The organism is Pseudemcibacter aquimaris (assembly GCF_028869115.1).
GTDB classification, from domain to species: domain Bacteria; phylum Pseudomonadota; class Alphaproteobacteria; order Sphingomonadales; family Emcibacteraceae; genus Pseudemcibacter; species Pseudemcibacter aquimaris.
This window is the reverse complement of the sequence record NZ_CP079800.1, coordinates 1,330,438-1,343,851: the sequence shown is the minus strand read 5'-3', so window position 1 is coordinate 1,343,851 and position 13,414 is coordinate 1,330,438. Positions and strand designations below refer to the sequence as shown.

General features: G+C 44.5%; 13 protein-coding genes and 1 pseudogene. 9 read left to right on the top strand and 5 right to left on the bottom strand.

Annotated features, from left to right (window positions below; translation table 11 throughout):
* Positions 1–143 precede the first annotated feature (143 nt).
* The 3 genes from purM to KW060_RS06510 are packed head-to-tail and all read left to right on the top strand — an operon-like array spanning position 144 to position 2,242.
* Positions 144–1,250: a phosphoribosylformylglycinamidine cyclo-ligase gene (purM, locus tag KW060_RS06520; protein ID WP_249035564.1), complete on the top strand. Its 1,107-nt coding sequence runs from the start codon at positions 144–146 to the stop codon at positions 1,248–1,250.
* Between the two features lie 13 nt (positions 1,251–1,263).
* Complete coding sequence (purN, locus tag KW060_RS06515) at positions 1,264–1,908, top strand: phosphoribosylglycinamide formyltransferase (RefSeq protein WP_249035563.1); 645 nt, start codon at positions 1,264–1,266, stop codon at positions 1,906–1,908.
* Between the two features lie 19 nt (positions 1,909–1,927).
* Positions 1,928–2,242, top strand: a complete 315-nt coding sequence (locus tag KW060_RS06510) for a hypothetical protein (protein ID WP_249035562.1) — start codon at positions 1,928–1,930, stop codon at positions 2,240–2,242.
* A 122-nt stretch (positions 2,243–2,364) separates the two neighbouring features.
* On the opposite strand, the pseudogene KW060_RS06505 reads toward KW060_RS06510, so the two are convergent.
* The 4 genes and pseudogenes from KW060_RS06505 to KW060_RS06490 form a co-directional block, all read right to left on the bottom strand.
* Positions 2,365–2,592: pseudogene (locus KW060_RS06505) on the bottom strand (GIY-YIG nuclease family protein); the annotation flags it as partial.
* Between the two features lie 78 nt (positions 2,593–2,670).
* Entirely contained in the window at positions 2,671–2,991 is a 321-nt protein-coding gene (locus KW060_RS06500; protein WP_249035560.1) for a hypothetical protein, read from the bottom strand.
* A 96-nt stretch (positions 2,992–3,087) separates the two neighbouring features.
* Positions 3,088–4,341 (bottom strand): amidohydrolase family protein, encoded by a 1,254-nt coding sequence (locus KW060_RS06495; protein ID WP_249035559.1) that lies wholly within the window; start codon positions 4,339–4,341, stop codon positions 3,088–3,090.
* Complete coding sequence (locus KW060_RS06490) at positions 4,338–5,726, bottom strand: amidohydrolase family protein (RefSeq protein WP_249035558.1); 1,389 nt, start codon at positions 5,724–5,726, stop codon at positions 4,338–4,340. Before KW060_RS06490 ends, KW060_RS06495 begins: the two co-directional genes overlap by 4 nt.
* A gap of 123 nt (positions 5,727–5,849) precedes the next feature.
* Between KW060_RS06490 and KW060_RS06485 the strand changes: the two genes are divergently transcribed.
* The 6 genes from KW060_RS06485 to KW060_RS06460 all read left to right on the top strand — a co-directional run bounded on the left by KW060_RS06485 (position 5,850) and on the right by KW060_RS06460 (position 12,072).
* The gene (locus tag KW060_RS06485; RefSeq protein ID WP_249035557.1) at positions 5,850–6,395 is read left to right on the top strand and encodes a RidA family protein; all 546 of its coding nucleotides are present in this window, start codon (positions 5,850–5,852) and stop codon (positions 6,393–6,395) included.
* A complete protein-coding gene (locus KW060_RS06480; RefSeq protein ID WP_249035556.1) occupies positions 6,395–6,952 on the top strand; it encodes a RidA family protein in 558 nt (185 codons plus the stop codon). The genes KW060_RS06485 and KW060_RS06480 overlap by 1 nt, the downstream gene beginning before the upstream one ends.
* A 1-nt stretch (position 6,953) precedes the next feature.
* Positions 6,954–7,286: a TraR/DksA family transcriptional regulator gene (locus tag KW060_RS06475; protein WP_249035555.1), complete on the top strand. Its 333-nt coding sequence runs from the start codon at positions 6,954–6,956 to the stop codon at positions 7,284–7,286.
* Positions 7,287–7,372: 86 nt separating this feature from the next.
* Positions 7,373–8,761 (top strand): 30S ribosomal protein S6--L-glutamate ligase, encoded by a 1,389-nt coding sequence (rimK, locus tag KW060_RS06470; RefSeq protein ID WP_249035554.1) that lies wholly within the window; start codon positions 7,373–7,375, stop codon positions 8,759–8,761.
* A gap of 20 nt (positions 8,762–8,781) precedes the next feature.
* Complete coding sequence (locus KW060_RS06465) at positions 8,782–9,801, top strand: N-acetyltransferase DgcN family protein (protein ID WP_249035553.1); 1,020 nt, start codon at positions 8,782–8,784, stop codon at positions 9,799–9,801.
* Between the two features lie 117 nt (positions 9,802–9,918).
* Complete coding sequence (locus KW060_RS06460; RefSeq protein ID WP_249035552.1) at positions 9,919–12,072, top strand: calcium-binding protein; 2,154 nt, start codon at positions 9,919–9,921, stop codon at positions 12,070–12,072.
* A 38-nt stretch (positions 12,073–12,110) separates the two neighbouring features.
* Here KW060_RS06460 and KW060_RS06455 read toward each other — a convergent pair whose 3' ends face one another.
* Entirely contained in the window at positions 12,111–13,367 is a 1,257-nt protein-coding gene (locus tag KW060_RS06455; RefSeq protein ID WP_249035551.1) for a hypothetical protein, read from the bottom strand.
* Between the last annotated feature and the right edge of the window lie 47 nt (positions 13,368–13,414).

Sequence of the window (13,414 nt, the reverse complement as noted above, 5' to 3'; positions counted from 1 at the left end):
CGAGTATGGCAAGGATAATAGAAATGAATTATTACAGTTTCGTTTAACAAAATGATTTTCTTAAAAGTATAATTTTTTATAGCCTTTTACCGCCATAATGCTTATATCTGTACTTAATATTTATTAATTGGAAAGTTCATAAATTGTCTGATCAAGATAAATCCTACAGTTATAAAGATGCCGGCGTTGATATTGACGCGGGTAACGCCCTTGTTGATGCGATTAAACCGGCTGCGGCCTCCACTCGTCGTTCTGGTTGTGACGCTGGCCTTGGTGGTTTTGGTGCGTTATTTGACCTTAAAGCCGCGGGCTTTAATGACCCGATCCTTGTTTCCGGTACAGACGGTGTAGGTACAAAATTAAAAGTCGCGATTGAAAGCGGTAAACACGACACGGTCGGTATTGATCTCGTTGCCATGTGCGTGAACGATTTGATTGTTCAGGGTGCAGAGCCCCTCTTCTTCCTTGATTATTATGCCACAGGCCACCTGACCATCGAAGTTGGCAAAGCCATCATCGAAGGGATCGCAGAAGGATGTCGCCAATCAAACGCGGCCCTTATCGGCGGTGAAACTGCCGAAATGCCGGGTATGTATTCAGATGGTGATTATGATCTTGCCGGTTTCTGTGTTGGTGCGGTTGAACGTGACCAGATCATTGACGGGTCAAGCGTTGGCGAAGGTGACGTTGTGCTTGGCCTTGCGTCAAGCGGTGTACATTCAAACGGTTTCTCGCTTGTGCGTAAATTGGTTGAAGTATCCGGCGCTGATTATAATGCCCCTTGCAGTTTTGAAGACGGCAAAACAATGGGTGAAGCATTACTTGAGCCAACAAAAATTTATGTAAAAAGCTGCCTTGCTGCGCTTGAAAAAGATTGCGTTAAAGCACTTAGCCACATTACGGGTGGCGGTTTCGTTGAAAATATTCCGCGTATCCTGCCAGACGGGGTCACCGTTGATGTGGACGCGAGCGGCTGGACATTGCCACCAGTATTTGAATGGTTACGTACAACTGGCAACATCACACCACTTGAAATGGCGAAAACATTTAACTGCGGCATAGGCATGGCGGTGATCGTTCCTGCGGATAAAGCGGATGAAGCCAAGAAAATTTTCGAAGAAAATGGTGAAACCGTATATCACATCGGTACAGTGCGTGCGAAAAATGGTGATGAGCCAACAACAACAGTGAATGGCGCAGCCGGCAGCTGGGGTTACCCGGATGCATGGACAGCGAAATCAGCACATTAAGAGGTTTATTTGAATGGTTGATGTAGCAGTACTCATTTCCGGTAGCGGCACAAACCTTCAAGCATTGATTGATGCCTGCGCCGATGATGATTTTCCGGCGCGTATCGTCCTTGTGATATCCAATAACCCGGGTGTTAAGGGATTGGAACGCGCTGAAAAAGCAGGCATCCCAACAAAAGTCCTTAACCACCGCGGCTTTGACAGCCGTGAAGAATATGATGATCAAATCCATGAAGCCCTTAAAGAAAGCGGCGCAAAGCTGATTTGTCTTGCAGGCTTTATGCGTATTCTTGACGCGCGTTTTGTCAATCGCTGGCGTAACCGGATGCTTAACATCCATCCGTCACTTTTACCAAGTTTCAAAGGCCTCCATACCCATGAACGTGCGATTGAAGCCGGCGTCAGATACACCGGATGTACAGTTCATTTCGTAAACCCTGAACTGGATGACGGCCCAATCATCACGCAAGCCGTCGTGGCGATAAATCCTGACGAAGGGGCTGATACATTGGCGGCACGTGTCCTTGAAAAAGAACATATCATCTATCCACAAGCCTTAAGACTAGTCGCAGAAGGCCGCGTCCGCGTCGTCGGCAACAAAGTCACCATCCGCGACGCCGAATACGAAAACCTCGCAAGCGTAAATCCGAAGCCATAGGAAATAATCAGGGGATCAAATGAAAAACATACAAGTCATAGATGGCGCTAACAATACAGCATACGATATTTATTCTGTAGAAGATGAGACGTTTTACATGATTTTTCCGAGTGAAGGTCAAAACATTGAATTTATTGAAGATGTTTTCCAAAGAATAGGTGAAGATAGCTTTGGCAAAGATCATGAAAAAATATGGGAAAAACCAGTAAATAAGCACGAAGTAAATGGAATTCACGGTACATTATTTTATGAACTAAGTGAAAAAAAAGAATATTATCCAAGCAAAAAAGAAAGCGACCTAAATGCTTCGGCAAGACCCTGGGAACACTCATAAATATCTTTAAATTTATCTCGTCATTCCCGCGAAGGCGGGAATCCAGTACCAGTAAATTAATCCCTTATCTGATAGTATAAATCTTCCCAATTAGGGTTCATCTCCTCGATTATTCTTAGCTACCACAACCTATTCCATTTCTTAAGGAGCTTTTCCCGCAGTATCGCATTTTCCATTGTGTCATGCTCTTCATAATAAACGAGCATTTTTGTGGAAGTTTCTTTGCTAAATCCATCGAGTAACCCTTCCCTATGTTCATATATACGTTTTACGAGGTTCGAAGTCACACCGATATAAAGCGTTCCATTTCGTTTTGATGCCAATATATAAACAAACGGTCTTTTGGTCATAAGGGAGTAACTTTTCTAGGACTAGATTCCCGCCTTCGCGGGAATGACGAGTATAATTAATTTTATTATTTTTCAAAATCAACGGTATATGAAGCCAGGATCATGCAACTGAGAAACCTTTTCCTTAAGCTCATGAATTATCGATATTTTACAATTTAGATTTTTTTCAAGAGTATCTTTTTTACCGTGAGGATAACCTAACAACTGATTTAACGTAACTCTTATGAAAGTCAGGTCACGAGCATCGAAATATTCCCCACTCCAATTATTCATATAATCGTTAATTTCATCACGATAAAAACCAAAAATGGTTTGAAATTCTTCATCATCAAAATATTCACCATTAACTGCTTCATTTAAGCAACCTTTGATCAATAGAATTTCTTCTTTACTAAACATCATTACCCCCTTAATCGTCATTCCCGCGGAGGCGGGAATCCAGTCCTAAATAATAAAAGAGCGAAGCGCATTCAAACGCCCCGCCCACTCAACATTCTACTGACCTTGGTAACGTTTACCGAAATGATCACCACGGTCAAGGTTCAGATATCTGTCGCGCAACATGGTTCGGCGGGAAACGAGTTCATATTCTACGCCGCGTACAATCACGTGATCTGTGTTTGATGTAACCTCAAGCGGGTCGCCATCCCAAACGACAATATCGGCTGATTTTCCTTCTTCAATCGATCCGGCAATATCATCAAATCCGAAAATTACCGCTGGATTTAGGGTAATCGCCTGAATGGCCGCATCATAATCAAGACCATGCGCAACCGCCATTCCGGCAAATTGCAACACATGATGCCCGTAATAAAGGCTGCCGTTACCGCTATAAATCGCGAAGGTCACACCCGCTTCATGAAGTCTTTTCGCATTGGAAAATGTTGACCCGGCCATTGTAACATTGCCATTTGTATTATGTTCCGGATGAATGATCACCGGAATTTCGGCTTCCGCAAGTTCTGCGGCCACTTTCCATGCTTCCTGGCCGCCCTGGATAACGATATTAATATCATAATCATTTTTAAGCTGAATGGCGCCGCGAATTTCGGCTTCTGATCCCATTTCAATCACAAGCGGTTTATCACCATCAAGTACAGGCACAAGCGCATCCATATCCGCCACAGAAAGCAGGTAATCCTGCGCCTGACCGCGTAAGGCGCGGCTGCGGTTACGGTCATAATCAAGGGTTTGATCAAAAATCGCCCTGATCCGGTTCCATGCCACCGCACGGTTTGCGGCATTACCGAATTTTGCATGCATGGCCCCTTCTGCGAAATTCATATCCGCCTGATTATCCATGGTGATCAACGCGGATGACCCGCTAAAGATATCACCGGATGAACCGGGTGCGGAAACGGCACGGGTGACGCCCTGACGGCGCCCTTCCTGAATGACAACCGACCCACGGTTAAGCGCGTATTTAACGTCGAAACTCGCGGTCATGCCGCTGTTATTCGCGCTTGTATCGGTACCGAATTTACCACCGGCCCCTTCGGATAAGCCATATGATGTTGATGGGTTGATAATGCCCGGTGTGATTTCTTTACCCGATGCGTTAATAACACGTGCATCTGATGGCACATCAACATCTGCGCCAACGGCGATGATTTCCCCGTCGTCAATCAAAACCGTACCATTTTCAATTACACTGCCATTACCAACATGAATTTTCCCACCGGTGATCGCGATTGTTTCTGCGAATACTGGTGTTGCGATGAACGCTAAAATGATTGCAAGAATTCTCATTGGTGATCTCCCGCTGTGACATAGCCAAGGGCATGATCGGTAATCCATTGGTTTTCCTGATTACTGCGATCATAATGAAGCGCGCCATCAATAAACACATTTTCCGCAAGCGCATAAACACTAAACGGGTCACCATTCCAAATCACCACATCGGCGTTATAACCCGGTGCAAGCGTTCCGATTTGATCTTCAAGGCCAATGGCTCTTGCCGGATTAGATGTGATCCATTTCATCACTTCGCCGCGGGTAAAATCAAGCCCGACACGTTTACCGTCGGCCCATGCTTTTGCGGCTTCTTGGTTTAAGCGCTGACCACCGTTATCACTGTCGGAATGGACAATGGCGCAACCACCGGCCGCCGCCATCATCGGCACATTTTCATCGATACCGTCGAAACTTTCCAACTTAAAGCCCCACCAATCGGCCCACATACCGGCGCAGATGTCTTCTTCTGCAAGTAAGTCTGCGATTTTATAGGCTTCAACCACATGGTGGAATGATGTCACCTTGTAATTGAATTCTTTGGACATGTTAATCACATTGACCATTTCATCGGCACGGTAACAATGTTGCTGAATAAGAATTTCACCGTTAAGAACGCCCATCAATGTTTCGTTTTTAAGATCACGCTTTGGTGCCTTTACGTCCTTTCCAGCTTCGTAATCAGCGTAATATTTATCCCATGATTTTTTATATTCCGTGGCTTCGATCCAGCTGCTGCGATATCCTTCGAATACACCCATCGCCGTGGACATACCGCCTTGTGATTTATGGACCCGTCTTGGGTTTTCACCGCAAGCCATTTTAATGCCGTATGGCGCACCCGGGAATTTCATATCTTCGGTGCTTCTGCCCGGCACCATTTTAAGGGTCACGCTTCTGCCGCCAAATTGGTTCGCAGAACCCGGAAGTTGCAATTGTGTGGTTACACCCGCTGCAACGGCCGCCGGAAAGTTTGGTGTTTGCGGCCAAATGGAATGCTCCCCCCAAAGACCCGCCGTATTTTTCGCACGTACATCATTACCACCATCGGTCCAAATCCCCATATGACTATGCATATCGATCACACCGGGGGTTACAAATTTGCCCGTACCGTCAATGACATGCGCGCCAGCCGGAATATCAACATCCGCACCAACAGCAACAATTTTACCACCATCCATCAGCACGGTGCCTTTTTCAATTTCACCGCCATCGCCGGTTAAAATATGTGCGTTCGTGATGGCCGTCATTACCGATGGCCACGGTTTATATGAACTCGGGAATGGATTTTTATCATGCACCACCATGGGGGCACGATTATCGGCTTCCTGCGCGAACGCGAAAGATGCAACCGACAAAACCGAAACACCGAGAAGCGTTTTACAGACATTTGCAAGTTTCATTGACTTCTCCCATTAATCAAGTTTGCGAATATATTTTTTGGAATTTTCCCTTTCCTTCACGGTATAAGAATGATTAACTACATTCAATCAAATTCTAATAATCAGTAATAATGGGAGTTTATAATGAAAAGACGTAATTTTTTCGCGGCTGCGGGTGCCACCGCCCTTGGTGCATCACTACTCGCGAGCAAGGCAAACGCACAAAGCGCGGGCAAGGTTGATGCAAAGCTTGCGGAACTTGGTGTTGAGGTCGCGGCGGCCGCTGCCCCTGTTGCCGCCTATGTCGGCTGGCGTAAGGTTGGTAAGCTTGTTTATATCGCGGGACAGGTTCCAAGCGGGCCAGATGGTCTTGTCACCGGAAAACTTGGTGATAACATGACAACGGAACAAGGATACCAAGCCGCCCGTTATTGCGGTATCAACATCTTAAGCCAGCTAAAATCGGCTTGTGATGGTGATCTTGATAAAGTGAAGCAATGCATTCAAATTCAGGGACTTGTTAATTCAACGGATGATTTCACAGAACAACATCTTGTTGTGAACGGAACATCGGAACTCTTCCGTGACATCTGGGGCGAACCAGGCCTTGCGGCACGTGCCGCCGTTGGTACAAACAGCCTGCCGCTTGGCATTTGTTGCGAGGTTCTTGCTGTATTTGAGGTGGCGTAATGTTACGCAGAACCTTATTTGCATCCGCGGCGGCGGCATTACTTGCGGCCTGCGGCAAAACTGATGATCCAGCGCCCGAGGCCGCATCAAATGACACCCCGGCTGGTTCGGGCGGAAAAATTGATGCAAAACTTGCGGAACTTGGTGTTGAATTACCGGAAGCATCGGTTCCGATTGCTGCCTATACCCCTTGGCGTAAAGTGGATAATATCGTCTATATTGCCGGACAGGGCCCAAGTGACAAAGGAACCGTGGGCAAGGATTACACAACGGAACAGGCGTATGAACTGGCAAAAGAAGCCGTCATTCTATCTTTAAGCCAGCTTAAAGCCGCCTGTGGCGGCGATCTTGACCGCGTAAAACAATGTGTGCAGCTTCAATGTATCGTAAGATCAACATCTGATTTCACAGAACAGCATCTGGTGGCCAATGGCGCATCGGAATTACTGCGTGATATTTTTGGTGATGCGGGTCTTGCCGCGCGCGCCGCCGTGGGTACAAATTCATTGCCCGTTGGTTTCGTCGTCGAAATCATCGCCACGTTCGAGGTCGCGTAAAGTGTCCCTCGACACAAATAAATATAAAAAGCTTCTCCTTGAAAGACAGGAGGAGCTTCTAGCGCTTATTAATGAACATAAAGAAGACAGCGCCCCCGTCGAACTGGACCAAACGATGGTCGGACGACTTAGCCGCATGGACGCCCTTCAAAACCAAGCCATGGCCGAAGAAGTAAAGCGCAGGCGCGACAATGAATTATTACGGATCAAAGCGGCTCTAGCCCGCATACCAGAAGATGAATATGGCTACTGCTTAAACTGTGGTGATGTCATCGCCGAAGAACGCCTCGACCTTGATCCATCCATTTCACTTTGTAATAAGTGTGCTGTTTGAAACATTTATTTCAAATTTTTCCCGATTGACAGAAATTATATTTTCGCTCTAAATGATCTTAGTAAAAACAACTAGGATACAAATATATGGATAACTTTTCCGTTGGTTGGGAAGAGTGGCTTGCTCTTCCGGAATTGGGGCTCCCTGCCCTTAAGGCAAAAACAGATACAGGGGCAAAAACATCAGCCCTACATGCATTTGCAATACAACCCTTCGGAAGTGACGAAAAACCATTTGTAAGATTTGGTATCCATCCTGTTCCTGATAATCCGGATATTGTTGTTCATTGTTCCGCACCCGTGGTTGACCGACGGGAAATTACATCATCAAATGGACAGACGGAATTACGTTATGTGATTAGAACCCCCGTCACGGTTGGTGAGCGAACTTGGGAAATTGAAATCACACTGACCAACCGCGAAAATATGCAATATCGCATGCTTTTGGGACGCAGCGCGCTTGAAGAGATCGCAGTTCAACCGATGGAAAGTTTCCTGCAGCCGGAACTCAGTTTCGATTTATATAATAAAATCGCCCGTAGAAAACCGATCAAACGCCCTCTACGAATTGGTATCTTAACAAGAGAGCCGAATAATTATTCAACAAAGCGCATGGTCGAAGAAGCGGAAAAAAGAAATCACACAGTAGAATTGATTGATACAAGGCGCTGTTACCTTAACATTCAAAGTCACAGCCCCGAAGTTCATTATGACGGTAAACCCTTACCCCATTATGATGCGATCATCCCACGGATTGGCGCATCACTCACTTTTTACGGGATGGCGGTCGTACGTCAATTCGAAGCCATGGGTACATATTGCTTAAATGCGGCATCCGCTATCGGTGCATCACGTGACAAACTGGCTGCACATCAAATTCTTGCTCGCCACCGCATCCCTATGCCAACAACAGCATTTGCCAGTTCACCAAAAGACACATCAAGTTTACTTGATCTTGTTGGTGGATCACCAACAGTACTTAAGCTTTTACAAAGTACGCAAGGGCGTGGTGTGGTTCTTGCTGAAACCAAAAAAGCCGGCGAAGCGGTAATAAGTGCATTTCAAAATCTTGATGCGAACTTCATTGCGCAGGAATTTGTGAAAGAAGCCGCAGGAACCGATTTACGCTGTTTTATTGTTGGGCGCCGCGTCATCGGCGCAATGATGCGAACTGCCGGCGAAGACGATTTTAGATCAAACCTACATGCAGGCGGAACGGCAAAACGTGTAAAATTAACATCCGAAGAAAAATCAATTGCTGTTAAGTCAGCAAAGGTATTGGGTTTAAGGGTCGCGGGCGTTGATCTGATCCGAACGGATAGCGGCACCAAAGTTCTGGAAGTTAACAGTTCACCCGGGCTTCAGGGCATTGAAAAAACATCAAGAAAAAATGTCGCAGAAACCATTATTGAACATATTGAGAAAAATGTTCCCTCGACAATTCGCCATGGAAAAGGTAAGAAAAACAAAATCTAAATCAAGAAAAGAATATAAATATGATTACCATTGAGATTAAACCTCCTTATCTTATTTTTGTCGGTGATGAAACCGATACGTCCTATGCGAAAACTGGTGCGGGCCTAATTGAATGGCGCCCGGAATTATGTGTTGGTCAAATCGGCATTAATGGCGGCGGCATTGATGGTGCGCCCCATATGACCATTCAAGAGGCCAAAGAAGCAGGCGTTAAATCATTGGTAATAGGCACAGCCGCTATTGGTGGCGGCGTTCCTGATGTCTGGCTTGATACATTGGAAGAGGCCCTCGCCGCAGGTATGGATATTGTTGCAGGGGTCCATCAATTACTAAATGATAATGAACGACTTGTTGCGGCCGCGAAAAAATCTGGTTCCCGCCTAATTGACGTACGTGTTCCACCAAAAGACATTCCTGTCGGCACGGGTAAAAAACGCAGCGGCAAGCGTATACTGATGGTTGGCACCGATTGTGCCATCGGTAAAAAATATTCCGCCCTTGCCATTGAAAAAGATATGAAAAAAGCGGGCCTTAACGCAGATTTCCGTGCAAGCGGCCAAACTGGCATCATGATTGCCGGGCGCGGTATTCCGATTGATTGCGTGGTTGCCGATTTCATTTCCGGCGCTGCAGAAATGCTTTCACCGGACAATACCGATGACCACTGGGATGTGGTAGAGGGCCAAGGCGGCATTTACCACCCAGGTTATAGCGGTGTAACCATGGGTTTACTTGTAGGATCACAACCTGATGCATTCGTCGTATGTCATGACGCCGTCAGAACCCACATTTCCGGCTGGGATGATTTCCCGTTACCATCTATTCAAGACGTCATTAACCGCGTCACCGAAATCGGAAAACAAGTAAATCCTGATATCAGATGCGTTGGCATTTGTGTGAACACGTCACAACTTGGTGGTGAGACCCGTGAAAAATATTTAAGCGATTTATCAGCTGAATACGGCCTGCCATGCGTTGACCCGATCATTGACGGCACCATGCCAATTGTCGAGCAGGTAAAATCAGAATTTCCAGAATAATTAAAAAGCGGTCAATTAGACCGCTTTTAATTTAAGCATTTGATTTTCATTTATATTTTCTTAATTTTTGTGCAATAGTGTAATTCGTGTTTAATAATATTCACTTGGGGGTTTTGCATGTTTGCAAATGCTAAAATTGATAAAAAAGATACAAATTCAATAAACCTGAATAAAAAGAAAAATGCATCAATACTGATGACACTTTTACCGCTGTCTGCCTGCGGCGGGGGTGGCAGCCCATTGGGCGGTGGTGGTGGTCCTGCCCCGACTTCCACACCGAATTCAACATCATTTGTTGAAACGACAACGAATGTTTGGGTGGCTGAGGATAACAACGATGCAACGATTAATTTAAGGGCATCAACATCACACCTAACCGTTACCGGAAAAGATGGCGATGATAATATTTCTACAGGATCTGGATTTGATCTGATCGATGGCGGTAATGGCGCCGATACAATTCATGGCGGCGATGGCCGTGACATAATTATTTATGATGCTAACGATATCGTGGATGGTGGCGCTGATTACGACACAATCCTGATTAATCAATCCAATATTTCACTTGATCTTGATGATGTATCCTTCAGTAACATTGAATATATCGAACTTGGAAATAATAATAACAGCCTGACATTCCACGGAAGTGACATTGCATCAATCACTGATGAAGATTTTTTCTGGATCAATGGCGGGATTACTGCCACTGTTACCGCACAAAATAGTTGGAACTATTCTGGTACAGGTTTTGACGTAATAAAAGGCTCTCCTGCAGAAACTGCTGTATTAGAACCTGCGCTTTATCATTTTTATTATTTTTATGATGGTACAAATGAATATGATATCAGAATTGCTGTTGAAATTGAAAACCAAGTAGGATTTCCCGCCCCTGCTTCCACCTTTACGGAAATTGCAGCAAATAATTATATTGAAACAAGCGATCTTGGTTCGTTCATAAGTTTATCAACCAGTGACGATAATCTAACGATCACCGGCGGTGCAGGGTATGACAAAATAATCACTGGCAATGGCAATGATATCATTTTCGCTGGTAGCGGTTCCGGTTTTATGGTTGGTGGCAAGGGCAATGATACGATTACCGGCGGGAATTTGAATGACATCATTTACGGTGGTGCTGGCGCCGATACCCTTGATGGTGGCGATAATGTCCGATATGGCGATCAAATCAGTTATTATGGATCGAACGCCGGGGTAAATGTTAACCTTGCCACAAATGTTGTATCAGGCGGACACGCCGAAGGCGATATCATCAGCAATTTTGAACGCATTCGCGGTTCGGATTTTGATGATATTTTAACAGGAGACGATCAAAACAACATCATTGATGGCGAAGAAGGACACGATATCATTTCCACGGCCGGTGGCAATGACATCATTCATGCGTTTGGCTTTGACGGATCACATTTTGATACGATCGATGGCGGCACAGGTTATGATAAAATAGCATTTTTTGACGTCGAAGAAGAAATCGACCTTTCCGAAATGTCTTATAGCAATATTGAACATCTTTCGATCAATCGCGGCTCAATATCAATTACACTTGATGCGAATGATATTATTAATATCACAGGCGCAGAAAATTCATTAAGAGTTGAAGGTGATAATGATGATACCTTTACTGTATCGGGTAATTGGACTTATTCTGAAACCGAAATATACGCACATGTTCTTTATGATGTTTATAATAACGGCGCACAGGAACTTAAAATTGCCCGTGAATTCGGCACCATTAATGGCATTGACCGTGAAGACAACAGCTTTACGGAAACTTCCGATTTTAATTTTGTTTCTAACGATCCCGTTACCGCAACCTTCACAATGGCAAGCACATTTAATGACCTTACGATCACAACAACCAGCGCAACGAGCTATATCGTAGCCGGCCTTGGGTACGATACAATCAACGGAGGCAATGGTGATGACATAATTTATGGACTTTCCGGTGATGATACAATTTCTGGCGGCAGCGGCAATGATGTTATTGCCGGTGGATATGGTGATGATATTATTTCAAGCGGTAGCGGTAATGACATATTAATATTCGATATTGACAGTAGTTTCGACACAATCCTTGACTTTGATGATGGTAATGATCTGATTGATCTATCCGCAACTGGTTACGCTTTTGATGATCTGACAATTACGCAGGAAGGAAGCGATACACAAATTGCCTATTTGGATGGATACACAATAACGCTTGTAGATTTCACTGCGACCGATATCACGGCAATTGATTTTTTATTTGCATAAAAGGTTTTAAAGCAAACTAATAAATCAGAATTTCCAGATTAAAACCGTACCCTATAACTTGCTTGAACTTGATTTTCTTTTACACGGGTAATCGGGCTGTGTTCGGCGCGGTTCGCTCTGTCGCTATCTACGTGCAAATATTCCAGCATCAGTTTTTGATTTTCAAATAAATCAGCACTGTATGCAAATAGCCATGCATGGCCAGTTTCCTTGTTATTATCATAGCCCACAAGCGTATTATCGTCGGCTGCGAAATGATCATACCTTACTGTAAATCTATGGATGTCGTATGTTTTACTTGCGAGGATATAGAAACTGTCATAATCAACATCAACGGCAATTTCGCCATGGACAAGGCCGCCCATTTTGGTGTTGCCCTTCATATATTGACCAAAGATTTCAAAATCTTCGAACATATCAAGTGATACGCCGATATTTATAAATTCTGTTTCCCATCCATATTGCCCGCCGATAACTGCCTCTCTGTCACCACGATTATTGTAAAACTGGCTGTTGATGCTGAACAATCCGAAGCTTTCCCAATCGAAACCAACGACGTAACCTACCCTGTCATCAACCTCTAGATGTGGGACGACGTATGGGTCTTGTAATGCAAGCTTTCCATCAGGACCTATTGAATGTACTGGCGGCAATGGGAACTCACCAAAAAGGGTAGTTTTGGAATCCTGTAACGCCCAACCACGAAACGCGAGCAATGTTCCCGCCGGATCATTAAGGCCAAAAACAGTCCCCGTAAACGATAAGGCGCTTTCTTCGAATTCTTTTTCAATGAAAATTTCAAGTCCCGTTGTTTTAATCTCTTCACCAATCCAGCTATTAATTGCAGAAGATGTGATTGAATATGGGCTTGTCCAGGCAATATCAATATTTTCCATTGACATATGCGGGTAAAAAATACCAAGGCGCGCTTCTGTTCTGATGCCATTTTCAAAAAGATTGCTGTATTTTGCATAAGCCTCGACAAGATCAATGTCGTTTTTCTGCTCAGGATCAAATTTCGCATGAACAAATGTTGATAATTCCCAATTAAACTGGGTATTCATCATCAATGATAGTTCGGATAGGTTTAATCTGACTTCATCATTACCATTTGGGTCTGATCCATAACGGGTTTTACCATAACCGCCATCAAGCCATCCCGGTTCACCACTGGAATAACTAACGCGGGCATCCCCAAGTCCAGAAAATTTAACTTCAGGAAAACTTTCTTGTGCATTGGCATTTGTGGCAATTCCCATTCCAAACATGGAAACAACAAATATAGCCCTTTTCATAATTATACCCCGTAAAAAATGAGTAAAAACAAATCATTTTCAATGAA

What these genes read in the sequence shown, in the direction of transcription:
- KW060_RS06495 (WP_249035559.1), bottom strand. Translation starts at nt 4,341, where the DNA reads ATGAGAATTCTTGCAATCATTTTAGCGTTCATCGCAACACCAGTATTC.
- KW060_RS06490 (WP_249035558.1), bottom strand. Translation starts at nt 5,726, where the DNA reads ATGAAACTTGCAAATGTCTGTAAAACGCTTCTCGGTGTTTCGGTTTTG.
- KW060_RS06455 (WP_249035551.1), bottom strand. Translation starts at nt 13,367, where the DNA reads ATGAAAAGGGCTATATTTGTTGTTTCCATGTTTGGAATGGGAATTGCC.
- KW060_RS06485 (WP_249035557.1), top strand. Translation starts at nt 5,850, where the DNA reads ATGAAAAGACGTAATTTTTTCGCGGCTGCGGGTGCCACCGCCCTTGGT.
- purN (WP_249035563.1), top strand. Translation starts at nt 1,264, where the DNA reads ATGGTTGATGTAGCAGTACTCATTTCCGGTAGCGGCACAAACCTTCAA.
- KW060_RS06465 (WP_249035553.1), top strand. Translation starts at nt 8,782, where the DNA reads ATGATTACCATTGAGATTAAACCTCCTTATCTTATTTTTGTCGGTGAT.
- KW060_RS06460 (WP_249035552.1), top strand. Translation starts at nt 9,919, where the DNA reads ATGTTTGCAAATGCTAAAATTGATAAAAAAGATACAAATTCAATAAAC.
- KW060_RS06510 (WP_249035562.1), top strand. Translation starts at nt 1,928, where the DNA reads ATGAAAAACATACAAGTCATAGATGGCGCTAACAATACAGCATACGAT.
- KW060_RS06480 (WP_249035556.1), top strand. Translation starts at nt 6,395, where the DNA reads ATGTTACGCAGAACCTTATTTGCATCCGCGGCGGCGGCATTACTTGCG.
- KW060_RS06500 (WP_249035560.1), bottom strand. Translation starts at nt 2,991, where the DNA reads ATGTTTAGTAAAGAAGAAATTCTATTGATCAAAGGTTGCTTAAATGAA.
- rimK (WP_249035554.1), top strand. Translation starts at nt 7,373, where the DNA reads ATGGATAACTTTTCCGTTGGTTGGGAAGAGTGGCTTGCTCTTCCGGAA.